Annotated in this window: 22 protein-coding genes and 1 riboswitch; of the genes, 16 read left to right on the top strand and 6 right to left on the bottom strand. The window is 56.2% G+C overall.

Features of this window, described 5'->3' with window-relative positions:
• The 9 genes from H7K56_RS22640 to rpoC all read left to right on the top strand — a co-directional run.
• Nucleotides 1–358: EF-Tu C-terminal domain-related protein (locus H7K56_RS22640; RefSeq protein ID WP_445669863.1), on the top strand; the 358-nt coding region annotated here is incomplete at its 5' end.
• Between the two features lie 227 nt (nucleotides 359–585).
• Entirely contained in the window at nucleotides 586–969 is a 384-nt protein-coding gene (secE, locus tag H7K56_RS22635; protein ID WP_021508209.1) for a preprotein translocase subunit SecE, read from the top strand.
• Nucleotide 970: 1 nt separating this feature from the next.
• Complete coding sequence (gene nusG / locus H7K56_RS22630) at nucleotides 971–1516, top strand: transcription termination/antitermination protein NusG (RefSeq protein WP_010616908.1); 546 nt, start codon at nucleotides 971–973, stop codon at nucleotides 1514–1516.
• Nucleotides 1517–1663: 147 nt separating this feature from the next.
• Nucleotides 1664–2092, top strand: a complete 429-nt coding sequence (rplK, locus tag H7K56_RS22625) for a 50S ribosomal protein L11 (protein WP_150361796.1) — start codon at nucleotides 1664–1666, stop codon at nucleotides 2090–2092.
• 3 nt (nucleotides 2093–2095) lie between these two features.
• Nucleotides 2096–2800 (top strand): 50S ribosomal protein L1, encoded by a 705-nt coding sequence (gene rplA, locus H7K56_RS22620; protein WP_021508208.1) that lies wholly within the window; start codon nucleotides 2096–2098, stop codon nucleotides 2798–2800.
• A 347-nt stretch (nucleotides 2801–3147) separates the two neighbouring features.
• Entirely contained in the window at nucleotides 3148–3645 is a 498-nt protein-coding gene (gene rplJ / locus H7K56_RS22615; RefSeq protein ID WP_021508207.1) for a 50S ribosomal protein L10, read from the top strand.
• A 66-nt stretch (nucleotides 3646–3711) separates the two neighbouring features.
• A complete protein-coding gene (gene rplL, locus H7K56_RS22610; protein WP_021508206.1) occupies nucleotides 3712–4077 on the top strand; it encodes a 50S ribosomal protein L7/L12 in 366 nt (121 codons plus the stop codon).
• A gap of 326 nt (nucleotides 4078–4403) precedes the next feature.
• Complete coding sequence (gene rpoB / locus H7K56_RS22605) at nucleotides 4404–8432, top strand: DNA-directed RNA polymerase subunit beta (RefSeq protein WP_021508205.1); 4029 nt, start codon at nucleotides 4404–4406, stop codon at nucleotides 8430–8432.
• Nucleotides 8433–8504: 72 nt separating this feature from the next.
• A complete protein-coding gene (rpoC, locus tag H7K56_RS22600; protein ID WP_021508204.1) occupies nucleotides 8505–12728 on the top strand; it encodes a DNA-directed RNA polymerase subunit beta' in 4224 nt (1407 codons plus the stop codon).
• Nucleotides 12729–12793: 65 nt separating this feature from the next.
• Here rpoC and H7K56_RS22595 read toward each other — a convergent pair whose 3' ends face one another.
• Nucleotides 12794–12979, bottom strand: coding sequence for a DUF1127 domain-containing protein (locus H7K56_RS22595; RefSeq protein WP_058769981.1), 186 nt, complete (start codon nucleotides 12977–12979; stop codon nucleotides 12794–12796).
• A 175-nt stretch (nucleotides 12980–13154) separates the two neighbouring features.
• Between H7K56_RS22595 and H7K56_RS22590 the strand changes: the two genes are divergently transcribed.
• Nucleotides 13155–14609: an aminotransferase-like domain-containing protein gene (locus H7K56_RS22590; protein ID WP_136547958.1), complete on the top strand. Its 1455-nt coding sequence runs from the start codon at nucleotides 13155–13157 to the stop codon at nucleotides 14607–14609.
• A gap of 162 nt (nucleotides 14610–14771) precedes the next feature.
• Here H7K56_RS22590 and thiE read toward each other — a convergent pair whose 3' ends face one another.
• The 3 genes from thiE to H7K56_RS22575 form a co-directional block, all read right to left on the bottom strand.
• Entirely contained in the window at nucleotides 14772–15419 is a 648-nt protein-coding gene (gene thiE, locus H7K56_RS22585) for a thiamine phosphate synthase (RefSeq protein WP_059012002.1), read from the bottom strand.
• Nucleotides 15419–17341, bottom strand: a complete 1923-nt coding sequence (gene thiC, locus H7K56_RS22580) for a phosphomethylpyrimidine synthase ThiC (protein WP_150361797.1) — start codon at nucleotides 17339–17341, stop codon at nucleotides 15419–15421. Before thiC ends, thiE begins: the two co-directional genes overlap by 1 nt.
• A gap of 90 nt (nucleotides 17342–17431) precedes the next feature.
• A riboswitch (TPP riboswitch) is annotated at nucleotides 17432–17532 on the bottom strand.
• A 151-nt stretch (nucleotides 17533–17683) separates the two neighbouring features.
• On the bottom strand, nucleotides 17684–18190 hold the full coding sequence (locus H7K56_RS22575) for an Rsd/AlgQ family anti-sigma factor (protein WP_058781853.1): 507 nt from the start codon (nucleotides 18188–18190) through the stop codon (nucleotides 17684–17686).
• Between the two features lie 88 nt (nucleotides 18191–18278).
• Between H7K56_RS22575 and nudC the strand changes: the two genes are divergently transcribed.
• From nudC to H7K56_RS22545, 6 genes are all read left to right on the top strand, one after another.
• Nucleotides 18279–19052: an NAD(+) diphosphatase gene (gene nudC / locus H7K56_RS22570; protein WP_021508198.1), complete on the top strand. Its 774-nt coding sequence runs from the start codon at nucleotides 18279–18281 to the stop codon at nucleotides 19050–19052.
• A 39-nt stretch (nucleotides 19053–19091) separates the two neighbouring features.
• Nucleotides 19092–20159, top strand: a complete 1068-nt coding sequence (hemE, locus tag H7K56_RS22565) for a uroporphyrinogen decarboxylase (protein ID WP_150361798.1) — start codon at nucleotides 19092–19094, stop codon at nucleotides 20157–20159.
• A gap of 2 nt (nucleotides 20160–20161) precedes the next feature.
• On the top strand, nucleotides 20162–20830 hold the full coding sequence (gene nfi / locus H7K56_RS22560) for a deoxyribonuclease V (protein WP_058781855.1): 669 nt from the start codon (nucleotides 20162–20164) through the stop codon (nucleotides 20828–20830).
• A 62-nt stretch (nucleotides 20831–20892) separates the two neighbouring features.
• Complete coding sequence (locus tag H7K56_RS22555; protein WP_150361799.1) at nucleotides 20893–21483, top strand: YjaG family protein; 591 nt, start codon at nucleotides 20893–20895, stop codon at nucleotides 21481–21483.
• 188 nt (nucleotides 21484–21671) lie between these two features.
• Complete coding sequence (gene hupA / locus H7K56_RS22550; RefSeq protein WP_150361800.1) at nucleotides 21672–21944, top strand: nucleoid-associated protein HU-alpha; 273 nt, start codon at nucleotides 21672–21674, stop codon at nucleotides 21942–21944.
• 68 nt (nucleotides 21945–22012) lie between these two features.
• Entirely contained in the window at nucleotides 22013–22678 is a 666-nt protein-coding gene (locus H7K56_RS22545; protein WP_021508194.1) for a DUF1481 domain-containing protein, read from the top strand.
• A 28-nt stretch (nucleotides 22679–22706) separates the two neighbouring features.
• Here H7K56_RS22545 and purD read toward each other — a convergent pair whose 3' ends face one another.
• Both purD and purH read right to left on the bottom strand, forming a co-directional pair.
• A complete protein-coding gene (gene purD, locus H7K56_RS22540; protein WP_150361801.1) occupies nucleotides 22707–23987 on the bottom strand; it encodes a phosphoribosylamine--glycine ligase in 1281 nt (426 codons plus the stop codon).
• A gap of 18 nt (nucleotides 23988–24005) precedes the next feature.
• On the bottom strand, nucleotides 24006–25595 hold the full coding sequence (gene purH, locus H7K56_RS22535) for a bifunctional phosphoribosylaminoimidazolecarboxamide formyltransferase/IMP cyclohydrolase (RefSeq protein ID WP_021508192.1): 1590 nt from the start codon (nucleotides 25593–25595) through the stop codon (nucleotides 24006–24008).
• Nucleotides 25596–26027: the final 432 nt, after the last annotated feature.

The raw sequence follows: 26027 nt of genomic DNA, 5'->3' as shown, positions 1-26027 counted from the left end.
TGTTCTGCTGCGCGGTATCAAGCGTGAAGAGATCCAGCGTGGTCAGGTTCTGGCTAAGCCAGGTACCATCAAGCCACACACCCAGTTCGAGTCAGAAGTTTACGTTCTGTCTAAAGACGAAGGCGGCCGTCATACTCCGTTCTTCAAAGGCTACCGTCCACAGTTCTACTTCCGTACCACTGACGTAACCGGTTCAGTAGAGCTGCCAGAAGGCGTTGAGATGGTAATGCCAGGCGACAACATCAAAATGGTTGTTACCCTGATCCATCCAATCGCAATGGACGAAGGTCTGCGCTTCGCAATCCGCGAAGGCGGCCGTACCGTTGGCGCGGGCGTTGTTGCTAAAGTTATCGCGTAATAGCGATAATATTTGACGCAATGCACACGGAAAGGGCATCATTTGATGCCCTTTTTGTACGCTGTTAACCAGAACCTGGCTCATCAGTGATTTTCGATCATAATCATTGCTGAGACAGGCTCTGTATTACGGCGCTGGATACCGAGTTATGCCCAAAAGCGCATTCGGTTTGGATGCCTCGCTCTGCGGGGCAGAATAGTTTCTGAATTATTGTGGCAGGTTGGTTTATGAGTGCGAATACCGAAGCTCAAGGGAGCGGGCGCGGCCTGGAAGCGGTAAAGTGGGTAGTTGTGATCGCATTGCTGCTGGTAGCAATCGTCGGTAACTACCTGTATCGCGATGTGACACTGCCTTTACGCGCGCTGGCTGTCGTGGTGTTGATCGCTGCGGCGGGCGGCATTGCGTTGCTGACCACCAAAGGCAAAGCAACCGTGGCTTTTGCACGTGAAGCAAGAACCGAAATGCGTAAGGTCATCTGGCCAACTCGCCAGGAAACATTGCACACCACGTTAATCGTTGCCGCGGTCACTGCCGTGATGTCACTGATTTTGTGGGGGCTGGATGGTATTCTGGTCCGTCTGGTATCGTTTATCACTGGCCTGAGGTTCTGAGATGTCTGAAGCTCCAAAAAAACGCTGGTACGTCGTTCAGGCGTTTTCCGGTTTTGAAGCCCGCGTAGCCAAGTCGCTGCAAGAGCATATCAAACTGCACAACATGGAAGAACTGTTTGGCGAAGTCATGGTGCCGACTGAAGAAGTCGTGGAAATCCGTGGCGGCCAGCGTCGCAAAAGCGAACGCAAATTCTTCCCTGGTTACGTACTGGTCCAGATGGTGATGAATGACGCCAGCTGGCACTTAGTGCGCAGTGTACCGCGTGTAATGGGCTTCATTGGTGGTACCTCTGACCGTCCGGCACCGATCAGTGATAAAGAAGTGGATGCGATCATGAACCGCCTGCAGCAGGTGGGTGATAAGCCGCGTCCGAAAACGCTGTTCGAGCCAGGCGAGATGGTGCGTGTCAACGACGGCCCGTTTGCCGATTTCAACGGTGTGGTCGAAGAAGTGGATTACGAGAAGAGCCGCCTGAAGGTTTCTGTTTCTATCTTCGGCCGTGCAACGCCGGTTGAACTCGACTTTGCTCAGGTGGAGAAAGGCTAAGCCTTTTGTTCACTTTTTAGCTCTTGCGGAAGGCGCGAAATTTACCTATAATTTCGCGCCTTTTGTTTTTATGCGCTGGCAACAGCGTGTAAATCGTTATCACGGGGAGCCTGTTCGCCAGGCGCTATACCCAATAGAGGAAATATCATGGCCAAGAAAGTACAAGCCTACGTCAAGCTGCAGGTTGCAGCTGGTATGGCTAACCCGAGCCCACCAGTTGGTCCGGCTCTGGGTCAGCAGGGTGTTAACATCATGGAATTCTGTAAAGCGTTCAACGCCAAAACAGAATCACTGGAAAAGGGTCTGCCGACTCCAGTAGTTATCACCGTATACAGCGACCGTTCTTTCACCTTCGTTACCAAAACGCCTCCGGCTGCCGTTCTGCTGAAAAAAGCAGCAGGCGTTAAGTCTGGTTCTGGTAAGCCGAACAAAGAAAAAGTCGGTAAAGTAACTCGTGCTCAGGTACGTGAAATCGCAGAAACCAAAGCTGCGGACATGACTGGTGCTGACGTAGAAGCGATGACTCGCTCTATCGAAGGTACTGCTCGTTCCATGGGCCTGGTAGTGGAGGACTAAGAAATGGCTAAGCTGACCAAGCGCATGCGCGTGATCCGTGACAAAGTTGATGCGACTAAACAGTATGACATCAACGAAGCTGTTGCTCTGCTGAAAGAACTGGCTACCGCTAAATTCGTAGAGAGCGTGGACGTTGCTGTTAACCTCGGCATCGATGCACGTAAATCTGACCAGAACGTACGCGGCGCGACCGTTCTGCCACACGGTACTGGTCGTTCAGTACGTGTTGCCGTCTTTACCCAGGGCGCAAACGCTGAAGCTGCTAAAGCAGCTGGCGCTGAGCTGGTAGGTATGGAAGACCTGGCTGATCAGATCAAGAAAGGCGAAATGAACTTTGACGTTGTTATTGCTTCTCCGGATGCAATGCGCGTTGTTGGCCAGCTGGGCCAGGTTCTGGGCCCACGTGGTCTGATGCCAAACCCGAAAGTGGGTACCGTAACTCCTAACGTTGCTGAAGCTGTGAAAAACGCTAAAGCGGGTCAGGTTCGTTACCGTAACGACAAAAACGGCATCATCCACACCACCATTGGTAAAGTGGACTTCGATGCTGACAAACTGAAAGAAAACCTGGAATCTCTGCTGGTTGCGCTGAAAAAAGCTAAACCTGCTCAGGCGAAAGGCGTGTACATCAAGAAAGTCAGCATCTCTACCACCATGGGCGCCGGCGTTGCCGTTGACCAGGCTGGTCTGAACGCAGCAGCAAACTAATTGCTGCTTGTAACGGGCGAAAAATTCATCTAGAATCTTACGCCCGTTGTTCTGGTTGATCCGTCAATTCAGAACCCAAATTCATAGTCGCGGAGTGCACAGGTCTAAACACCTTGTCATTCAGCGACTAAGGTTGGAGCCAGGCCTGATCCTGGCCTCCGTCCAAGACCGCAGGAGCAGAACCTCTTCGGAAGTGATGCTTAATATCCTGCGTAGACGGTGACAGAACCAAAAAGAATTTTTTCTTCACTGGATTCTGCTCACCGTGTAACGCGCTTACGGCCTTCGGGTGTGTAAGTGAAGTGAGTTCCGGGAAATTTTCCCGGTCAAATCCAGGAGCAAAGCTAATGGCATTAAATCTTCAAGGCAAACAAGCAATTGTTGCTGAAGTTAGCGAAGTAGCCAAAGGCGCGCTTTCAGCGGTTGTTGCGGATTCCCGTGGCGTTACCGTTGATAAAATGACTGAACTGCGTAAAGCAGGTCGTGAAGCTGGCGTCTACATGCGTGTTGTTCGTAACACCCTGCTGCGCCGCGTCGTTGAAGGTACTCCATTCGAGTGCCTGAAAGACACGTTTGTTGGTCCGACCCTGATTGCATACTCTATGGAACACCCGGGCGCTGCTGCTCGTCTGTTCAAAGAGTTCGCGAAAGCGAATGCAAACTTTGAGGTCAAAGCTGCAGCCTTTGAAGGTGAGCTGATCCCGGCGGCACAAATTGACCGTCTGGCAACGCTGCCGACTTACGAAGAAGCACTGGCACGTCTGATGTCGACCATGAAAGAAGCTGCTGCTGGCAAGCTGGTCCGCACTCTGGCTGCTGTTCGCGACGCGAAAGAAGCGGCTTAAGGCCAGATTCTTTTTCTTCGTACTTGCTAACGTATAAACTTTTACTGATTCTTAGGAACAATTGTCATGTCTATCACTAAAGACCAAATCCTGGAAGCCGTTGCAGCTATGTCCGTAATGGAAGTAGTTGAGCTGGTTTCTGCTATGGAAGAAAAATTCGGCGTTTCTGCTGCTGCTGCTGTAGCTGTTGCTGCTGGCCCGGCTGAAGCTGTTGAAGAGAAAACTGAATTCGACGTTATCCTGAAAGCTGCTGGCGCGAACAAAGTTGCTGTAATCAAAGCCGTTCGTGGCGCAACTGGTCTGGGCCTGAAAGAAGCTAAAGACCTGGTTGAAGCTGCTCCAGCTGCAATCAAAGAAGGCATCAGCAAAGACGACGCAGCTGCACTTGAAGCTGCTCTGAAAGAAGCTGGCGCTGAAGTTGAAGTTAAGTAAGACAACCCTCGGGTTGCAGTCTGCGTAAACAGACTGATGGCTGGTGACTTTTTGGTCACCAGCCTTTTTGCGCTACAGGGGAACGATGGCGTTTCGCACTGTTTGTCCATTGTTCCTCTTCAATATCTTTTTCTATCGACGACTTAATATACCGCTTTCCTGTGAGGGTTCCCTGCCTGCGCAACGGCGATGAAATGATTTAAGAGTGATAGAAAGATGTATTGCATGGGGTGCCGCGCATCGCATGAAAAACAAAATAGTGTTGCATGAACTGTCCCTTCAGGACGGACAGCGTGGGTCGACTTGTCAGCTAGCTGAGGAACCCTATGGTTTACTCCTATACCGAGAAAAAACGTATTCGTAAGGATTTTGGTAAACGTCCACAAGTACTGGATGTGCCTTATCTCCTTTCTATCCAGCTTGACTCGTTCCAGAAGTTTATCGAGCAAGATCCAGAAGGCCAGTACGGTCTGGAAGCAGCCTTCCGTTCCGTGTTCCCAATCGCGAGCTACAGCGGCAACTCTGAGTTGCAGTATGTCAGCTACCGTCTGGGTGAGCCGGTGTTTGACGTGACAGAATGTCAGATCCGTGGCGTGACGTATTCCGCACCGCTGCGCGTTAAACTGCGTCTGGTGATCTACGAGCGCGAAGCGCCGGAAGGCACCGTCAAAGACATCAAAGAACAAGAAGTGTACATGGGCGAAATTCCGCTCATGACCGACAACGGTACCTTTGTCATCAACGGTACTGAGCGTGTTATCGTTTCTCAGCTGCATCGTAGTCCTGGCGTATTCTTTGACAGCGATAAGGGTAAAACGCACTCTTCCGGTAAAGTGCTGTATAACGCACGTATCATCCCTTACCGCGGTTCATGGCTCGACTTCGAGTTTGACCCGAAAGACAACCTGTTCGTCCGTATTGACCGTCGTCGTAAGCTGCCGGCCAGTATCATCCTGCGCGCGCTGGATTACACCACTGAGCAGATTCTCGATCTGTTCTTCGAAAAAGTGGTCTTTGAAATCCGCGATAACAAGCTGCAGATGGAACTGGTGCCTGAGCGCCTGCGTGGTGAAACCGCCTCCTTCGATATCGAAGCCAACGGCACGGTCTACGTTGAGAAAGGTCGTCGCATTACTGCGCGCCACATCCGTCAGCTGGAAAAAGACAACATTCAGCACATCGAAGTGCCGGTCGAGTACATCGCGGGCAAAGTGGTCGCGAAAGATTACATCGATTTGAACACCGGTGAGCTGATCGTGCCGGCGAACATGGAGCTGTCACTGGATCTGCTGGCGAAACTGAGCCAGTCCGGTCACAAACGCATCGAAACCCTGTTCACCAACGACCTGGATCACGGCCCGTACATTTCTGAGACACTGCGCGTTGACCCAACCAACGACCGCCTGAGCGCGCTGGTTGAGATCTACCGCATGATGCGTCCTGGCGAGCCGCCAACGCGTGAAGCCGCAGAAAACCTGTTCGAGAACCTGTTCTTCTCTGAAGATCGTTACGATCTGTCGGCCGTTGGCCGCATGAAGTTCAACCGTTCTCTGCTGCGTGACGAGATCGAAGGTTCCGGTATCCTGAGCAAAGACGACATCATTGAAGTGATGAAGAAGCTCATCGGTATCCGTAACGGTATTGGCGAAGTGGATGATATCGACCACCTCGGTAACCGTCGTATCCGTTCTGTCGGCGAAATGGCGGAAAACCAGTTCCGCGTTGGCCTGGTGCGTGTAGAGCGCGCTGTGAAAGAGCGTCTGTCTCTGGGCGACCTCGACACGCTGATGCCACAGGACATGATCAACGCCAAGCCAATTTCGGCCGCGGTGAAAGAGTTCTTTGGTTCCAGCCAGCTGTCCCAGTTTATGGACCAGAACAACCCGCTGTCTGAGATTACGCACAAACGTCGTATCTCTGCTCTGGGCCCAGGCGGTCTGACCCGTGAACGCGCCGGCTTCGAAGTGCGTGACGTACACCCGACTCACTACGGTCGCGTATGTCCAATCGAAACCCCGGAAGGTCCGAACATCGGTCTGATCAACTCACTCTCTGTTTACGCGCAGACTAACGAATACGGCTTCCTCGAAACGCCGTACCGCCGCGTGGTTGACGGTAAAGTGAGTGATGAAATTCATTACCTCTCTGCAATCGAAGAGGGTAACTACGTTATCGCTCAGGCGAACACCAACCTCGCCGATGACGGCAGCTTTGTTGACGATCTCGTCACCTGCCGTAGCAAAGGTGAATCGAGCCTGTTCAGCCGCGACCAGGTTGACTACATGGACGTTTCCACCCAGCAGGTGGTTTCTGTCGGTGCGTCCCTGATTCCATTCCTGGAGCACGATGATGCTAACCGCGCCCTGATGGGTGCGAACATGCAACGTCAGGCTGTACCTACCCTGCGTGCTGACAAGCCGCTGGTTGGTACCGGTATGGAACGTGCTGTTGCGGTCGACTCCGGTGTAACTGCCGTCGCGAAACGTGGTGGTACCGTGCAGTACGTCGATGCGTCACGTATCGTTATCAAAGTTAACGAAGACGAGATGTATCCGGGCGAAGCAGGTATCGACATCTACAACCTGACCAAGTACACCCGTTCTAACCAGAACACCTGCATCAACCAGATGCCGTGTGTCTCTCTGGGTGAACCTATCGAGCGTGGCGACGTGCTGGCTGACGGCCCGTCTACCGACCTCGGTGAGCTGGCGCTGGGTCAGAACATGCGCGTGGCGTTCATGCCATGGAACGGTTACAACTTCGAAGACTCCATCCTCGTTTCTGAGCGTGTTGTGCAGGAAGATCGTTTCACCACCATCCACATTCAGGAACTGGCTTGTGTGTCGCGTGACACCAAACTGGGGCCGGAAGAGATCACCGCTGACATCCCGAACGTGGGTGAAGCTGCGCTCTCCAAACTGGATGAATCCGGCATCGTGTATATCGGTGCGGAAGTGACCGGTGGCGACATTCTGGTAGGCAAGGTCACGCCGAAAGGTGAAACCCAGCTGACGCCAGAAGAGAAACTGCTGCGTGCCATCTTCGGTGAAAAAGCCTCTGACGTGAAAGACTCGTCACTGCGCGTGCCGAACGGCGTTTCCGGTACGGTTATCGACGTACAGGTCTTCACCCGCGATGGCGTGGAAAAAGACAAGCGCGCGCTGGAAATCGAAGAGATGCAGCTGAAGCAGGCGAAAAAAGACCTGTCTGAAGAACTGCAGATCCTCGAAGCGGGCCTGTTCAGCCGTATCCAGGCCGTCCTGATTTCAGGTGGCGTGGAAGCGGAGAAACTGGACAAGCTGCCTCGTGAGCGCTGGCTGGAACTCGGTCTGACCGACGAAGAGAAGCAGAACGCGCTGGAGCAGCTGGCTGAGCAGTATGACGAGCTGAAGCACGAGTTTGAAAAGAAACTCGAAGCGAAGCGTCGCAAGATCACCCAGGGCGACGATCTGGCACCGGGCGTGCTGAAAATCGTCAAGGTGTATCTGGCCGTTAAGCGTCAGATTCAGCCTGGTGACAAAATGGCGGGGCGTCACGGTAACAAAGGTGTTATCTCGAAGATCAACCCAATCGAAGACATGCCATACGATGAGAACGGTACGCCGGTCGACATCGTACTGAACCCGCTGGGCGTACCATCGCGTATGAACATCGGTCAGATTCTGGAAACCCACCTGGGTATGGCGGCGAAAGGCATTGGTGAGAAGATCAATGCGATGCTGAAGAAGCAGGAAGAAGTCGCCAAACTGCGTGAGTTTATCCAGCGTGCTTACGATCTGGGCACCGATGTGCGTCAGAAAGTTGACCTGAACACCTTCTCGGACGACGAAGTGCTGCGTCTGGCAGAGAACCTGAAAAAAGGTATGCCAATCGCGACGCCAGTGTTCGACGGTGCGAAAGAGAGCGAAATCAAAGAGCTGCTGCAGCTCGGCGGTCTGCCTTCTTCCGGTCAGATCACCCTGTTCGACGGCCGTACCGGTGAGCAGTTTGAGCGTCAGGTAACCGTAGGTTACATGTACATGCTGAAACTGAACCACCTGGTCGACGACAAGATGCACGCCCGTTCTACCGGCTCTTACAGCCTGGTTACGCAGCAGCCGCTGGGTGGTAAGGCGCAGTTCGGTGGTCAGCGCTTCGGTGAGATGGAAGTGTGGGCACTGGAAGCATACGGTGCCGCGTATACCCTGCAGGAAATGCTTACCGTTAAGTCTGATGACGTCAACGGCCGTACCAAGATGTATAAAAACATCGTTGACGGCAACCATCAGATGGAACCGGGCATGCCGGAATCCTTCAACGTACTGTTGAAAGAGATTCGCTCGCTGGGTATCAACATCGAGCTGGAAGACGAGTAAGCACTCGCAAGTACTGGTTATGGGACGCGCCTGGCGCGTCCCTGAGAGTTCCACTCCGACGGGAGCTAATCCGTGAAAGACTTACTTAAGTTTCTGAAAGCGCAAACTAAAACCGAAGAGTTTGATGCGATCAAAATTGCGCTGGCCTCGCCAGACATGATCCGTTCCTGGTCTTTCGGTGAAGTTAAAAAGCCGGAAACCATTAACTACCGTACCTTCAAGCCGGAGCGTGACGGTCTTTTCTGTGCCCGTATTTTCGGACCAGTAAAAGATTACGAATGCCTGTGCGGTAAGTACAAGCGTCTGAAACACCGTGGCGTGATCTGTGAGAAGTGTGGCGTTGAAGTCACGCAGACCAAAGTGCGTCGTGAGCGTATGGGCCACATTGAACTGGCTTCGCCGACCGCGCACATCTGGTTCCTGAAATCACTGCCGTCCCGCATCGGTTTGCTGCTGGATATGCCGCTGCGTGACATCGAACGCGTGCTGTACTTCGAATCTTATGTTGTGGTCGAAGGCGGCATGACCAATCTGGAAAAACGTCAGATTCTGACCGAAGAGCAGTACCTTGACGCGCTGGAAGAGTTCGGTGACGAATTCGACGCGAAGATGGGTGCGGAAGCTATCCAGGCGCTGCTGAAAAATATGGATCTGGAGCAGGAGTGCGAGCAGCTGCGTGAAGAGCTGAACGAAACCAACTCTGAGACCAAACGTAAAAAGCTGACCAAGCGTATCAAGCTGCTGGAAGCGTTCGTGCAGTCTGGCAACAAGCCAGAGTGGATGATCCTGACCGTTCTGCCGGTGCTGCCGCCAGATCTGCGTCCGCTGGTACCGCTGGACGGCGGTCGTTTCGCTACGTCGGATCTGAACGATCTGTATCGTCGCGTGATCAACCGTAACAACCGTCTGAAGCGTCTGCTGGATCTGGCTGCTCCAGATATCATCGTACGTAACGAAAAACGTATGCTGCAGGAAGCGGTAGATGCCCTGCTGGATAACGGCCGTCGCGGTCGTGCCATCACCGGCTCTAACAAACGTCCTCTGAAATCTTTGGCCGACATGATCAAAGGTAAGCAGGGTCGTTTCCGTCAGAACCTGCTGGGTAAACGTGTTGACTACTCCGGTCGTTCGGTTATCACCGTAGGTCCATACCTGCGTCTGCATCAGTGCGGTCTGCCGAAGAAAATGGCACTGGAGCTGTTCAAACCGTTCATCTACGGCAAGCTGGAACTGCGTGGCCTCGCGACCACCATTAAAGCGGCCAAGAAAATGGTTGAGCGCGAAGAAGCGGTCGTCTGGGATATCCTGGATGAAGTGATTCGCGAACACCCGGTACTGCTGAACCGTGCACCAACCCTGCACCGTCTGGGTATCCAGGCGTTTGAACCGGTACTGATCGAAGGTAAAGCGATCCAGCTGCACCCGCTGGTGTGTGCGGCGTATAACGCAGACTTCGATGGTGACCAGATGGCTGTTCACGTACCGCTGACGCTGGAAGCCCAGCTGGAAGCGCGTGCGCTGATGATGTCTACCAACAACATTCTGTCTCCAGCGAACGGCGAGCCAATCATCGTTCCTTCACAGGACGTTGTTCTGGGTCTGTACTACATGACCCGTGACAAAGTGAACGCCAAAGGCGAAGGCATGGTGCTGACCGGCCCGAAAGAAGCTGAGCGTGTTTACCGCGCAGGCCAGGCCGAGCTGCATGCACGCGTTAAAGTGCGTATCACTGAATACAGCAAAAATGAGCAGGAAGAGCTCGTTGCGAAAACCAGCCTGATCGACACCACCATTGGTCGTGCGATCCTGTGGATGATCGTACCGAAAGGTCTGCCTTACTCCATCGTCAACCAGGCGCTGGGTAAGAAAGCGATCTCTAAGATGCTGAACACCTGTTACCGCATCCTGGGCCTGAAGCCGACCGTTATCTTTGCTGACCAGACCATGTACACCGGCTTTGCCTATGCAGCCCGTTCAGGTGCCTCAGTAGGTATCGACGACATGGTGATTCCTGCCAAGAAAGCAGAAATCATTGCAGAAGCAGAAGCGGAAGTGGCCGAGATTCAGGAGCAGTTCCAGTCTGGTCTGGTTACCGCGGGCGAACGTTACAACAAAGTCATCGATATCTGGGCTGCGGCTAACGAACGCGTATCCAAAGCGATGATGGATAACCTGCAGACCGAAACCGTGATCAACCGTCACGGCGAAGAAGAGCAGCAGGTTTCGTTCAACAGCATCTACATGATGGCCGACTCCGGTGCGCGTGGTTCTGCGGCACAGATTCGTCAGCTGGCAGGTATGCGTGGTCTGATGGCGAAGCCAGATGGCTCCATCATCGAGACGCCAATCACCGCGAACTTCCGTGAAGGTCTGAACGTACTCCAGTACTTCATCTCGACCCACGGTGCGCGTAAAGGTCTGGCCGATACCGCACTGAAAACGGCGAACTCCGGTTACCTGACCCGTCGTCTGGTTGACGTGGCGCAGGACCTGGTGGTTACCGAAGACGACTGTGGCACATTCGAAGGCATCATGATGACCCCGGTCATCGAAGGTGGCGACGTTAAAGAGCCGCTGCGTGAGCGTGTACTGGGTCGTGTGACGGCAGAAGACGTGCTGAAGCCGGGCACTGCGGACATCCTGATCCCGCGTAACACCCTGATCGATGAGCACTGGTGTGACGTGGTTGAACTGAACTCCGTGGACGCGATTAAAGTGCGTTCCGTGGTGAGCTGTGAAACCGACTTCGGTGTGTGTGCACACTGCTACGGTCGCGATCTGGCACGTGGTCACATCATCAACAAAGGTGAGGCCATCGGCGTTATCGCAGCACAGTCCATCGGTGAGCCGGGTACCCAGCTGACCATGCGTACCTTCCACATCGGTGGTGCGGCATCGCGTGCGGCAGCTGAATCCAGCATTCAGGTGAAGAACAAAGGTACTATCAAGCTGACCAACGCCAAGTCAGTAACCAACTCCTCCGGGAAGCTGGTTATCGTCTCGCGTAACGTTGAGCTGAAGATGATCGACGAGTTCGGTCGTACCAAAGAGAGCTATAAAGTGCCTTACGGTGCGGTCATGGCGAAAGGTGATGGCGAGCAGGTTGCCGCGGGCGAAACCGTTGCAAACTGGGATCCACACACCATGCCGGTTATCACCGAAGTGGGCGGTTTCATCCGCTTCACTGACATGATCGACGGTCAGACCATTACCCGTCAGACTGACGACCTCACCGGTCTGTCATCGCTGGTGGTACTGGATTCTGCAGAGCGTACTGCGGGCGGTAAAGACCTGCGTCCGGCACTGAAAATCGTTGATGCCAACGGCAACGACGTACTGATCCCGGGCACCGACATGCCGGCACAGTACTTCCTGCCAGGTAAAGCGATTGTGCAACTGGAAGATGGCGTGAAGATCAGCTCGGGTGATACCCTGGCGCGTGTTCCGCAGGAATCTGGCGGTACCAAGGACATCACCGGTGGTCTGCCACGCGTTGCCGACCTGTTCGAAGCGCGTCGTCCGAAAGAGCCAGCTATCCTGGCGGAGATCAGCGGTATCATCTCCTTCGGTAAAGAGACCAAAGGCAAGCGTCGTCTGGTGATCACCCCGGTTGACGGTAGCGATCCGTATGAAGAGATGATTCCGAAATGGCGTCAGCTCAACGTATTCGAAGGTGAACGTGTAGAACGTGGTGACGTCGTATCCGACGGCCCAGAGTCTCCGCACGACATCCTGCGTCTGCGTGGCGTCCATGCTGTGACCCGTTACATCACCAACGAAGTGCAGGAAGTTTACCGCCTGCAGGGCGTTAAGATTAACGATAAGCACATCGAAGTCATCGTGCGTCAGATGCTGCGTAAAGCAACCATCATGAACGCGGGTAGCTCGGAGTTCCTGGAAGGCGAGCAGGCGGAAGTCTCTCGTATCAAGATCTCCAACCGCGATCTGGAAGCGAATGGCAAAATCGGCGCGACGTACATGCGTGACCTGCTGGGTATCACCAAAGCCTCGCTGGCAACCGAATCGTTCATCTCTGCGGCATCGTTCCAGGAGACCACCCGTGTCCTGACCGAAGCAGCGGTAGCAGGCAAGCGCGACGAGCTGCGCGGCCTGAAAGAGAACGTTATCGTGGGTCGTCTGATCCCGGCCGGTACCGGTTATGCTTACCACCAGGATCGTATGCGTCGCCGTCAGGCGGGTGAAGCACCGGTTGCACCGCAGGTGACTGCGGATGAAGCCTCTGCCAGCCTCGCTGAGCTGCTGAACGCCGGTCTGGGCGGTAGCGACGACGAATAATCGTCTGCTCTGCTGACCATGAAAAACCCTGCCTCGGCAGGGTTTTTTTTCGTCTGAAATCCGCGTTATTTCTGATTGATATCCTGACGCGTCAGCCCGATATCACGCAGCTGCGCATCACTCAGGTGCGAAAGAATCTCCCGCGTTTCCCGTCTGGCCTGCCAGCGTTTGATTGCGCGCACGCCGCCACGAAAGATATCGAGTAAGGTCACGCTGAACGGTTTTGCCGCCCGGTTCTGATCGAATTCCATAATCCCAGCCCTCAGTATGATGTCTGAACGACATTTTCCCTCTGATGGCGAATGCAATACAGATTCAAAAATCACTTATCTTTAACATACAGATTGCGCCGGTACCGATCTGAATGGTAGAAATAGGCGTCATCTGTACTGATTTTTGATCACCGTTAACGCAGCGAGGCACACAATGACGCGCTATCAACATCTGGCCTGTCTGCTTTCAGACCGTATTGAGCAGGGGCTGTATCGCAGCGGCGAACGCTTGCCCTCGGTGCGTACGCTCAGCATTGAGCACGGCGTCAGCATCAGTACCGTGCAGCAGGCTTATCATCTGCTGGAAGAGAAGCAGCTTATCGTGCCGCAGCCGCGTTCCGGCTATTTTGTCGCTACCCGTAAAGCCACGCCGCCGGTGCCGGCGATGACCCGACCCGTACAGCGTCCGGTTGAGATCACCCAGTGGGAATCGGTGCTGGAGCTGCTGAGCAGCCGCATTAATGGCGACGTGCTGCAGCTGGGCAGCGGCATGCCGGATCTGACCCAGCCGACGCTCAAGCCGCTGTGGAAAATCATGGGCCGCATGGCGCAGAAGCAGGACATGGATCAGCTCAACTACGACAGCCTGCTCGGCGTGGCAGCGCTGCGCGAGCAGATTGCGCGGCTGACAATTGACAGCGGCTGTCAGCTGACGGCGGAAGATATTGTCATCACTACCGGTTGCCATGAAGCGCTGTCGGTGTCGATTCGCGCCGTGTGCGAGCCAGGCGATATCATTGCCGTCGAGTCGCCGGCGTTTCACGGCACCATGCAGACACTGCGCGGTCTGGGCATTCGCGCCATTGAAATCCCCACCGATGCGGTCAGCGGGATCAGCCTGGAGGCGCTGGAGCTGGCGTTTGAGCAGTGGCCAATTAAAGCGGTGGTGGTGGTACCCAACTGTAATAATCCGCTTGGATTTATCATGCCGGAAGCGCGTAAGCGCGCGCTGCTGACGCTGGCGCAGCGCTTTGACGCGGCGATCATTGAAGATGATGTTTACGGCGAGCTGGCGTGGGAGTATCCGCGTCCGATCACGATCAAATCGCTGGATATGGATGGCCGCGTGCTGCTGTGCAGCTCGTTTTCCAAAACCCTGGCGCCCGGCTTGCGCGTGGGCTGGGTCGCGCCGGGACGCTATCGCGATCGCGTACTGCACATGAAATATATTGGCACCGGTTCGACGGCAACGCAGCCGCAGTATGCGGTCGCGGAGTTTATTCGTCAGGGCCATTACCTGCCGCATTTGCGCCGCATGCGCCAGGTGTATCAGCGTAACTATGAGACGTTTAGTTGCTGGGTGCGCCACTATTTTCCCTGCGGCATTTGCGTCTCGCGGCCGCAGGGCAGTTTCCTGATGTGGATTGAGCTGCCGGAAGCCTTCGATGCGGTGCGGCTGAATGCGGAGCTGCGGGAGCTGAAAATCCAGGTGGCGGTCGGTTCGCTGTTTTCGGCGGCGGGTAAATATCGCAACTGCCTGCGCCTCAATTATGGTCTGCCAATGAATGAGCAAACCGAGCAGGCGATTGCCAGCCTCGGCGCAGCCGTGGAGCGTGCCATGCAGGCCTGCAGTGCGGAAACGCGCCATATCACCTCCCTGACGGAATAACGGTGGAAAGGCAGGGCCGGACAGAGAGTCGGGGAAGCCAGCCCTGGCCCGCTGCAAGCGACAGCGGGCAGGCTCACTTTAGCGATTGTCCCCGGTCGCGCCAGCCCTGACTGCTGCCGTTTGCGCGCCGTATTCGCGGATTTTTAGCGCCGTTGCAGTCAGTTACAACGCTTTTGCAACATGCTCTGGGGATTCTACCAGCGCCAGCAGCTGGCGGGTGGCCGCCTGCCAGTCTTCCGCCTGGGTAATCGCGCTGACCACGGCAATGCTGCCGACGCCGGTCGCCAGCACCTCCGGCACGCGAGCCAGCGAAATGCCGCCAATCGCCACGGTGGGGATGTGCTGCAGCCGCGCCAGATGGCGCTTCAGCTCGGCTATGCCCTGTGGTGCAGAGGGCATATCTTTGGTTTGTGTCGGAAAGATGTGGCCGAGCGCAATATAGGACGGACGCAGCGCCAGTGCGCGATCCAGCTCGGCGTCATCGTGTGTCGACAGACCCAGGCGTAAGCCGGCGTGGCGGATAGCGTCCAGGTCGGCCACATCCAGATCCTCCTGACCAAGATGCACACCATAAGCGTTGTACTTAATCGCTAAGCGCCAGTAATCGTTGATAAACAGCCGCGCACCGTACTGTTTGCCCAGGGCGATGGCATCGCGTACTGCGGCTTCAATCTGGCGATCATCGCCATCTTTAATGCGCAACTGCAGGGTGCGCACGCCGGCTGCCAGCAGGCGTTCAATCCACAACACGCTGTCGACAACCGGATAGAGCCCCAGTTTTGGCGCGGTGGCAGGGAAGGCTTCAGTCATCATTTTTCCTCTTTCAGGGCATCGGCGGCGTGATACAGCTCGCCGCCACGGCTACGGAAGGCATCGGACATTTGCGCCATGCCCAGCGCTATCGGCTGGGCTTCAGCCTGCTGGCGGGCGGCAAATTCGCGCACTTCCTGGGTGATTTTCATTGAACAGAATTTGGGGCCGCACATGGAACAGAAGTGGGCCACTTTGCCGGATTCCTGCGGCAGGGTTTCGTCGTGATAGGCCCGCGCGGTATGCGGATCGAGCGCCAGATTAAACTGATCTTCCCAGCGGAACTCAAAGCGAGCTTTCGACATGGCGTTGTCGCGGATCTGCGCGCCGGGATGGCCTTTAGCCAGATCGGCAGCGTGCGCGGCGATCTTGTAGGTAATCAGCCCCTGCTTAACATCCTCTTTATTCGGCAGGCCAAGGTGCTCTTTCGGCGTGACGTAGCACAGCATCGCGCAGCCAAACCAGCCGATCATGGCGGCGCCAATCCCGGAGGTGAAATGATCGTAGCCCGGCGCGATATCGGTCGTCAGCGGGCCCAGCGTATAAAACGGCGCTTCATGGCAATGTTCCAGCTGCTCGGTCATATTGCGGCGGATCATCTGCATCGGCACGTGACCGGGGCCTTCAATCATGACCTGCACATCATATTGCCAGGCGATTTGCGTCAGCTCGCCTAAGGTACGCAGTTCGGCAAACTGGGCTTCGTCGTTGGCGTCCTGAATCGAGCCGGGACGTAAACCATCACCGAGCGACAGCGCGGCATCATAGGCGGCGCAGATTTCACAGATTTCGCGGAAATGCTGGTAGAGGAAGTTTTCCTGATGATGTGACAGGCACCACTTCGCCATGATTGAGCCGCCGCGCGACACGATGCCGGTCAGCCGTTGTGCGGTCATCGGCACATAGCGCAGCAGCACGCCCGCGTGAATGGTGAAGTAATCAACGCCCTGCTCAGCCTGTTCCAGCAGGGTATCGCGGAAAATGTCCCAGTTAAGATCTTCTGCGATGCCGTTAACCTTTTCCAGCGCCTGATAGATTGGCACCGTGCCGATCGGCACCGGACTGTTGCGCAAAATCCACTCGCGCGTTTCATGGATATAGCGGCCGGTCGACAGATCCATCACGGTATCTGCCCCCCAGCGCGTGGCCCACACCAGTTTTTCCACTTCCTCTTCAATCGACGAACTTACCGCCGAGTTGCCGATGTTGGCGTTGACCTTCACCAGAAAATTGCGGCCGATAATCATCGGCTCCGATTCCGGATGATTGATGTTGGCAGGAATGATGGCGCGGCCGCTGGCCACTTCAGCGCGCACGAATTCGGCGCTGATATTCTCCGGCAGCTGCGCGCCAAAGCCGTGGCCGGCGTGCTGCTGCAACAGCGTTGCACTGCGGATACGCTCACGTCCCATGTTTTCGCGCAGCGCGATGAACTCCATCTCCGGCGTGATAATGCCCTGACGCGCATAGTGCAGCTGCGTGACGCGGCGACCCGCTTTGGCCTGGCGCGGCTGCGGCAGGTGTTCAAAACGCAGATGATCCAGCCCGTCATCTGCCAGCCGCTGCTGACTGTAGCTTGAGCTGAGTGCGCTGATGGTTTCGCTGTCGTTGCGTTCGGCGATCCAGCCGGCGCGCAATTTTGCCAGACCCTGATGCACGTTGATGGTCGCGTGGGGATCGCCATAGGCACCGGCGGTGTCATACACCGGCACCGGTTCATTGTCTGCGTATTGCGGATGATCTTTGCTGCCGCCGGTGTGCGTCGGGCTGAGCTGAATTTCGCGCATCGGGACGCGGATATCCGCGCGGCTGCCGCTGATCCAGATACGTTTGGAGTTAGGGAAGGCGGTTCCCTGGAGTGAATCGATAAATTTTTGCGCCTGCGCGCGTTGTTCACGACGTGAGGTTTTAGCATCAGACATAGCAAGTTTCCTGAAAACAAGGGGAAGCTGCTTGTCCGGAGTCCGGAAGGAGTAACAGAAACGGTGCGGGCGCCTGACTGCACCGTGCTGATCACATCTACTCTTGTTCCCTTCGCAGGTACTAACCTGATCAGGTTCCGCGGATCCCGAATTAACGGTCTCAGCCCCTAAGGGCACTCCGACAAGTTTACGTTTTACGCGATAAGCGACTTTACTGACTGTTGCACGCTGCGCTTATATCGCAAAATTTGATTGTGGATTGTCGTTAAAAAGACAATAAAAAAGCCCATTCAGCATAAAAGGGCTTTTCCTGAATAACAAGTCTTTTACAACTGCAGCGGTTCAGGCCGGACGAGCAATGGTGCTGTCATTGGCCACCGGCGGGCGCGCCAGCTGGTTATCCCAGGCGAGCTGAATCAGTTTGTCTTCCAGCGTAAAGCGTGACTCCAGCGCTTCGCCCACTTCTGACAGCGCCTGCTGGAAATCCACGCAGTTGTCGTCATTAATGGCCTGCTGCAGATGGCTGTCATACAGTTGCATCAGACGTTCAGTATTGCCTTCCAGCGCCGGATAGATCTGCGCCGCCGCAATCATCGGGCTGTCGCCGGACATCTCGCTGATAATGCGCTCGTAAATGCTGAAGTGGCCGGTGGAGAGATAGTCCACCAGACGATGGCAAAACGCATCCAGCGCCTGTTCATCCAGCGCGGTCAGCGCTTCTTTGTTCGGCTTCATGCCAATTAACTCGTAATAGGTGACGAGCAGCTGTCGACGGGCGCGCAACCATGAGTCGACTAATTCATTACCGCCACCTACACGCTCGGTCAGGTTATCTAACTGGGTAAGCATACGGGGCTCCAGGTGAGTTATAGTTGTTTATTACACACTTAACATCAGGATTTCAGCGTGCCATTTGACGCTAAGGACAACGATTAAGATGCAACGTGAGATCTCAAGCGTAGACGCTGGCTGGTGGATTGTCAGCTCTGCGCAGAAACTTTGGTTGCCGCAAGGCGAGTTGCCGCATGGCTTATCCGGCGAGTTTGGCCTGACCGGCAGCAGCGGCAGAGTGATTGGCGAGTGGCAGGGCGAAAACGTCTGGCTGGTATGCGAAGCGCGTCCGGACAATATGGCCTCGGTGCGCCAGCTGATTGACGAAGATGTCGGTCTGTTTCAGCTCGCCGGGCGCGGCGTGCAGCTGGCAGAGTTCTACCGTTCGCATCGCTGGTGCGGCTATTGCGGCCATGAAATGCAGCACAGCAAGCGCGAATTTGCCTGCCTGTGCAGCCACTGCCGCGAGCGCTACTATCCGCAAATCGCCCCCTGCATCATTGTGGCGATTCGTCGCGGTGAGGAGATCCTGCTGGCAAACCATGCGCGCCATCGCAACAGCATCTACACCGTGCTGGCCGGTTTTGTCGAAGTCGGCGAAACGCTGGAGCAGGCGGTGGCCCGCGAGGTGATGGAAGAGAGCAACGTGCGGGTAAAAAATGTGCGTTACGTGACCTCGCAGCCGTGGCCGTTCCCGCACTCGCTGATGATGGCGTTCATGGCGGAGTACGATGGCGGCGAGCTGCAGCACGATGGTAAAGAGCTGCTGGATGCTGGCTGGTATCGCTACGACGATCTGCCCCTGTTGCCGCCGCCGGGCACCGTGGCGCGCCGGCTGATTGAAGATACGGTTGCGCTGTGTCGCGCCAGCGCGGCATGAAAATGCTACACTGCCGGCCTTAGCATGAGAGAGCCCATTATGAGTGAACTGAAGAACGATCGTTATCTGCGCGCCCTGTTACGCCAGCCGGTGGATATCACGCCGGTATGGATGATGCGACAAGCCGGGCGTTACCTGCCGGAATACAAAGCCACGCGCGCTGAAGCCGGTGATTTTATGTCGCTGTGTAAGAACGCGGAGCTGGCGTGCGAAGTCACCCTGCAGCCGCTGCGCCGCTATGCGCTGGATGCCGCGATCCTCTTCAGCGATATCCTGACCATTCCGGATGCGATGGGCCTGGGGCTCTACTTTGAGACAGGCGAAGGCCCGCGTTTCTCCCACCCCATCGCCTGCCGTGCCGATGTGGATAAACTACCGGTGCCGGATCCGGAGCAGGAACTGGGTTACGTGATGAATGCGGTGCGCACCATCCGTCACAACCTCAAAGGCGAAGTGCCGCTGATCGGTTTCTCCGGCAGCCCGTGGACGCTGGCAACCTACATGGTAGAAGGCGGCAGCAGCAAGGCTTTCACCAAAATCAAGAAGATGATGTACGCCGAGCCGCAGACGCTGCACGCGCTGCTGAATAAGCTGGCAGAGAGCGTGATCCTTTACCTCAACGCGCAGATTAAAGCGGGTGCGCAGTCGGTGATGGTGTTTGATACCTGGGGCGGCGTGCTGACCGGGCGCGACTATCGCGAGTTCTCGCTCTATTACATGCACAAAATCGTCGACAGCGTGCTGCATGAGAACGAAGGACGACGCGTGCCCATCACCCTGTTTACCAAGGGCGGCGGCCAGTGGCTGGAAGAGATGGCGGCCACCGGCTGTGATGCGCTGGGCCTTGACTGGACCACCGATATTGGCGAAGCGCGGCGCCGCGTGGGCGATAAAGTCGCGCTGCAGGGCAACATGGATCCGTCTATGCTGTATGCACCCCCTGCACGAATTGAGCAGGAAGTGGCGGGGATTCTGGAAGGCTTTGGCGCAGGCGAAGGCCACGTCTTCAACCTCGGTCACGGGATTCATCAGGATGTTCCGCCAGAGCACGCTGGCGCGTTTGTGGAGGCGGTGCATCGGTTATCACGACCATATCATCAGGGATAAGCATGGATTTAGCCGCACTACGACAGCAACAGGTACAGCTCGCCGCCAGCGTGGTGCGGCAGGATGATTTTGACGTACTGCCGCCGCGCTTTATTGGCGGCGCCGATGTTGGTTTTGAACAGGGCGGCGAGGTAACGCGCGCCGCCCTGGTGATCCTCGAATACCCTTCATTAACGTTGGTGGAGCATCGCATCGCGCGTGTCGCGACCACCATGCCTTACATTCCCGGTTTTCTCTCGTTTCGCGAAATTCCAGCCCTGCAGGCGGCGTGGCAGCAATTGTCGCAGCGGCCCGATCTGCTGTTCGTCGACGGCCATGGCATCTCTCATCCGCGCCGGCTGGGCGTTGCCGCGCATTTCGGCTCGCTGCTGGATGTGCCAACCATCGGCGTAGCGAAAAAGCGCCTGTGCGGCCGTTTCGCTGAGCTGGATGCGGCACCGGGCAGTCGTCAGCCGCTGATGGATAAAGGCGAGCAGATTGCCTGGGTGTGGCGCAGCAAGACGCGCTGCAATCCGCTGTTTGTCTCAACCGGCCACCGCGTCAGCCTCGATAGCGCACTGCACTGGGTTGAGGCCTGCATGGCTGGCTACCGCTTGCCGGAGCCAACGCGCTGGGCCGATGCCGTGGCATCTGGCCGTCCCGCTTTTGTGAAGTGGCAAAATGCGCGCTAACGCTGTTTGTGCGCGGCTTTTGCGGTACACTGCCGCCAGCTAATCTACCGAGAGTAAGTTTGATGTTACAGAACCCCGTCCATTTGCGTCTGGCGAAGCTGGAAAGCTGGCAGCACATGACCTTTATGGCCTGTCTGTGCGAGCGGATGTTCCCCAATTACTGGGCCTTCTGTCAGCAGACCGAGTTTGCCGATCCGCAGCTCTATCGCCGCATTCTCGACCTGGTGTGGGAAAGCCTGACGGTGAAGGATGCCAAAATCAATTTCGACAGCCAGCTGGAGAAACTGGAAGCGGCGATCCCAAACGGTGACGACTTTGACGTTTACGGCGTGCACCCGGCGATTGACGCCTGCGTGGCGCTGAGTGAACTCCTGCACGCGCAGCTGAGCGGTGAAACGCTGGAGCAGGCCATCGAAGTCAGCCGCACGTCGATCACCACCGTGGCCATCCTTGAAATGACCCAGGCCGGTCGCGAAATGAGCGACGAAGAGCTGCGTGACAACCAGGCGGTAATTGACGAATGGGACCTGCAGTGGGAGATTTTTCGCCTGCTGGCAGAGTGCGAAGAACGGGACCTGGAGCTAATCAAAGGACTACGTGCAGACCTGCGTGAAGCCGGAATCAGTAACATCGGTATAAATTTTCAGCAATAAGGCGAGAAAACGTGACTTCAGGCCCGAATTACCGCGCCTGGAGGCTTCACATCAGCCCCCTGTCTGGTCTACATTTGGGGGGCTGAAAATTGTGGCTATCGGTGCGTGCAGGCTGAAGAGTGCCAGAATATGGCTTTTCCCTCGCACTCGTTGCTTAGCAAGCGATAAATACACTTTAAGGATAACTTATGAACAAGACTCAACTGATTGATGTGATCGCAGAGAAAGCGGACCTGTCTAAAACCCAGGCTAAAGCTGCGCTGGAATCTACCCTGGCTGCGATCACTGAGTCTCTGAAAGAAGGTGATGCTGTACAACTGGTTGGTTTTGGTACTTTTAAAGTGAACCACCGCGCTGAGCGTACCGGTCGCAACCCGCAGACTGGCAAAGAGATCAAAATCGCTGCAGCTAACGTGTCAGCGTTCGTCTCTGGTAAAGCACTGAAAGACGCTGTTAAGTAAGTTTTCCGCATCGCGGTTTAGCTTTAAAAGAGGGGCGATTTCGCCCCTTTTTGTTACCGGGGCCTGCTATGCTGAACATCTCTCCTCAGCGCCTCTGCGCCATCCTCCTCGGGGTATTACTCACCGGCTGCAGTGCCACTCCCGATCTTCCGGCTTTCACCGCCAGCGGCTATCTGTCTGACCGTGGCACGGTGCGAATCTGGCGTAAAAACGGCGACCACGAAGCCGTCCATCTGCGTACTGTCTACACCCCTTTCAATGGCGATAGCCGGGAAACCACCGACTATATCTGGCAGGCGGATAAACTGCTGAGCGTGGAACGGCACGTCACTGGCCAGCAGCCGGACGACGTAACCCTGCGTTTCGACCATCAGGGCAACCTCAATTTTATGCAGCGACAGCTGGCTGGCCGGCGTGAAGCCGTCAGCGCCGACAGCGTCGAGCTGTACCGGTTTGACGCGCAGCGCATGCTGGCGCAGAGCAATGCACTGCTGAGTGGTCGGGTACTGTTGCGGCAGGGGCACTGGCAGGGCGGTACGCAGGTTCGTGACTGTGAGGGGCAGCAGGTGAATGTGGCGTTCGATCGCGACACGCTGGCAACGCTGTATCGACAGCAGCAGGGGCAGCAACAGCCGATTACCCTGTCGTGGCTGGAAGCGCCAGAGGGGATTCAGCTGCTGCGTGCCACGCCGGAAGATGAGTGCCGCTGGCAGCCGAAAGAGGCTGATTTTTAGCGGCGACCGGCTGGCCGCCGCCGGGGGCTTACTTGCGGTTAATCGCGCGGTAACCGATATCATTACGGCAGAAGCTGCCGTTCCATGAGATGTGCTGCGCCAGCGCGTAAGCATTCTTCTGCGCTGCTGCCACATCTTCACCCAGCGCAGTCACGCACAGTACGCGACCGCCGCTGGTCACCACCAGGTCATCTTTCAGGGTGGTGCCGGCATGGAATACCTTCCCGTCCGCGACATCTTCCAGCGGCAGACCGTGGATCTGATCGCCCGTGTTGTAGTCGCCCGGATAACCGCCAGCGGCCAGCACCACGCCGAGTGACGGGCGCGGATCCCACTGTGACTGCTGCTGATCGAGCGTGCCGTCGACGGCGGCGAGGCACAGCGCGACCAGATCCGACTGCAGGCGCAGCATGATCGGCTGCGTTTCCGGATCGCCGAAGCGGCAGTTGAATTCGATCACCTTCGGCTGACCGGCTTTGTCGATCATCAGACCGGCATACAGGAAACCGGTGTAGGTGTTACCTTCCGCTTTCATGCCGTTGACGGTTGGCCAGATGATCTGATCCATCACGCGCTGGTGGATCTCATCGGTCACTACCGGTGCCGGTGAGTAAGCGCCCATGCCACCGGTGTTCGGGCCGGTGTCGCCGTCGCCAACACGTTTGTGATCCTGGCTGGTGGCCATCGGCAGGACGTTATCGCCGTCCACCATCACGATGAAGCTGGCTTCTTCACCATCAAGAAACTCTTCGATGACGATGCGGTGACCCGCGTCGCCGAACGCATTGCCGGCCAGCATGTCCTGCACCGCCGCTTCCGCTTCGGCCAGCGTCATGGCGACGATGACGCCTTTACCCGCGGCCAGACCGTCCGCTTTGATGACGATCGGCGCGCCTTTCTCACGCAGGTAAGCCAGCGCGGGTTCCACCTCGGTGAAGTTCTGGTATTCCGCCGTTGGAATCTGCTGGCGGGCAAGGAAATCTTTGGTGAAGGCTTTTGAGCCCTCCAGCTGCGCGGCAGCCTGCGTCGGGCCAAAGATTTTCAGGCCGGCAGCGCGAAACGCATCGACTACGCCAATCACCAGCGGCGCTTCCGGCCCGACGATGGTCAGGTCGATGTTTTCCTGCTGCGCAAACGCCAGCAGGGCCGGAATATCGGTGGCGCTGATGGCCACGTTCTGCAGGGCCGGCTCCAGCGCGGTACCGGCGTTGCCTGGCGCAACAAATACGGTTTCTGCCAGCGGCGACTGTGCTGCTTTCCACGCCAGCGCGTGTTCACGTCCACCATTACCAATCACTAAAATTTTCATCGTTACGGCTCCAGGCTATTAATGGCGGAAATGACGCATGTCAGTGAAGATCATCGCGATGCCGTGCTCGTCGGCGGCAGCAATCACTTCATCATCGCGGATGGAACCGCCCGGCTGGATCACGCAGGTGATGCCCACTGCCGCCGCAGCATCAATGCCGTCGCGGAACGGGAAGAAGGCGTCGGAAGCCATGGCGGAACCCTTCACCTCCAGTCCTTCGTCAGCGGCTTTGATGCCGGCAATTTTGGCAGAGTAAACGCGGCTCATCTGGCCCGCGCCAATACCGATCGTCATGTTGTCGCGTGCATACACAATGGCGTTGGATTTAACGAATTTCGCCACTTTCCAGCAGAACAGCGCGTCACGCAGTTCCTGTTCGGTCGGCTGACGTTGGCTGACAACGCGCAGCTGGCTGGCATCGACCATACCGAGATCGCGATCCTGAACCAGCAGGCCACCGTTGACGCGTTTGAAGTCGAGACCGGCCACGCGGCTCTGCCACTGGCCGCACACCAGAACGCGGACGTTCTGTTTGGCTGCGGTCACGCGCAGTGCCGCTTCACTGGCCGATGGCGCAATAATGACTTCCACGAACTGACGGCTGATGATCGCCTGCGCGGTTGCTTCATCCAGCTCACGGTTAAAGGCGATGATGCCGCCGAACGCCGAGGTCGGATCGGTTTTATAAGCGCGCTCGTAGGCGGCAAGAATTGAATCGCCTGCGGCGACGCCACATGGGTTAGCGTGCTTGACGATAACGCAGGCTGGCTCGCTGAACTCCTTGACGCACTCCAGTGCCGCATCGGTATCGGCAATATTGTTGTAGGACAGCGCTTTGCCCTGCAGCTGCTGTGCGGTGGCGACCGACGCTTCGCTGACTTGCTCTTCAATATAGAAAGCAGCGTCCTGATGGCTGTTCTCGCCGTAACGCATATCCTGCTTTTTAATAAAGTTGAGGTTCAGGGTGCGCGGGAAGCGGCCGGCCGGCGCGGTGCTTTCGCCGTGATAGGCCGGTACCAGGCTGCCAAAGTAGTTGGCAATCATGCTGTCGTAAGCGGCGGTGTGTTCAAAGGCTTTGATGGCCAGATCGAAACGGGTTTCCAGCGTCAGGGAGTTTTCGTTGGCATCGAGCTCCGCGATGATCGCGTCGTAGTCACTGCTCTTCACCACGATCGCCACGTCTTTGTGGTTTTTGGCTGCCGAGCGCACCATGGTGGGACCGCCGATATCAATGTTCTCAACGGCATCTTCCAGGCTGCAGTCAGCTTTCGCCACGGTCTGGGCAAAGGGATAGAGGTTCACCACCACCATGTCGATAGGATTGATGGCGTGCTCGGCCATGATGGCATCATCGGTGCCGCGACGGCCCAGAATGCCACCGTGCACTTTGGGGTGCAGCGTTTTGACGCGTCCATCCATCATTTCCGGGAAACCGGTGTAGTCAGAAACTTCCGTGACGGGCAGGCCGGCATCTGCCAGCAGGCGCGCGGTACCACCTGTGGAGAGCAGCTCAACACCACGATGGGAGAGGGCCTGAGCAAATTCGAGGATACCGGCTTTGTCAGAGACACTGAGCAGAGCGCGGCGTACAGGACGACGTTGTTGCATGGTGGTTTTATCCCTTGGCTTTGTTTCGCGTAAATAAGAGCGTTACATCAGGCTTAACTTTCTCTCTCTATATATAGAAGAGAACATTTACCTCAGGTAACGCCCCAAAAGGGGCATCCTTGACGTCGCGGGGCATTGTAGCGAAAACGTTTGCGCGATGCTCGCCTAAATTTATTACCGGCTGCAGATGTGGATAACTTTGTGTGTAACCGGGTATAAGGCGGGGTTTTGCTGTGGAATGCAGCGAACGATTGTTTTTATTGAATTTAGCGGTTGCGCGTGCCGAACAACTCCCTATAATGCGCCTCCATCGACACGGCACAACGACTTACGGAATGCGGTGTAGACAGGAAGCTTCGTTAAGAACTTCCGCCGGAGAAAAACGCTGAAAAAAGTGTTTGACTCTGAAGGAGGAAAGCGTAATATACGCCA

Origin of the sequence: Pantoea dispersa (assembly GCF_014155765.1) — a bacterium.
Lineage (GTDB): Bacteria > Pseudomonadota > Gammaproteobacteria > Enterobacterales > Enterobacteriaceae > Pantoea > Pantoea dispersa.
The sequence above is the reverse complement of the archived record's forward strand: the minus strand, read 5'-3'. Positions and strand labels throughout refer to the sequence as shown.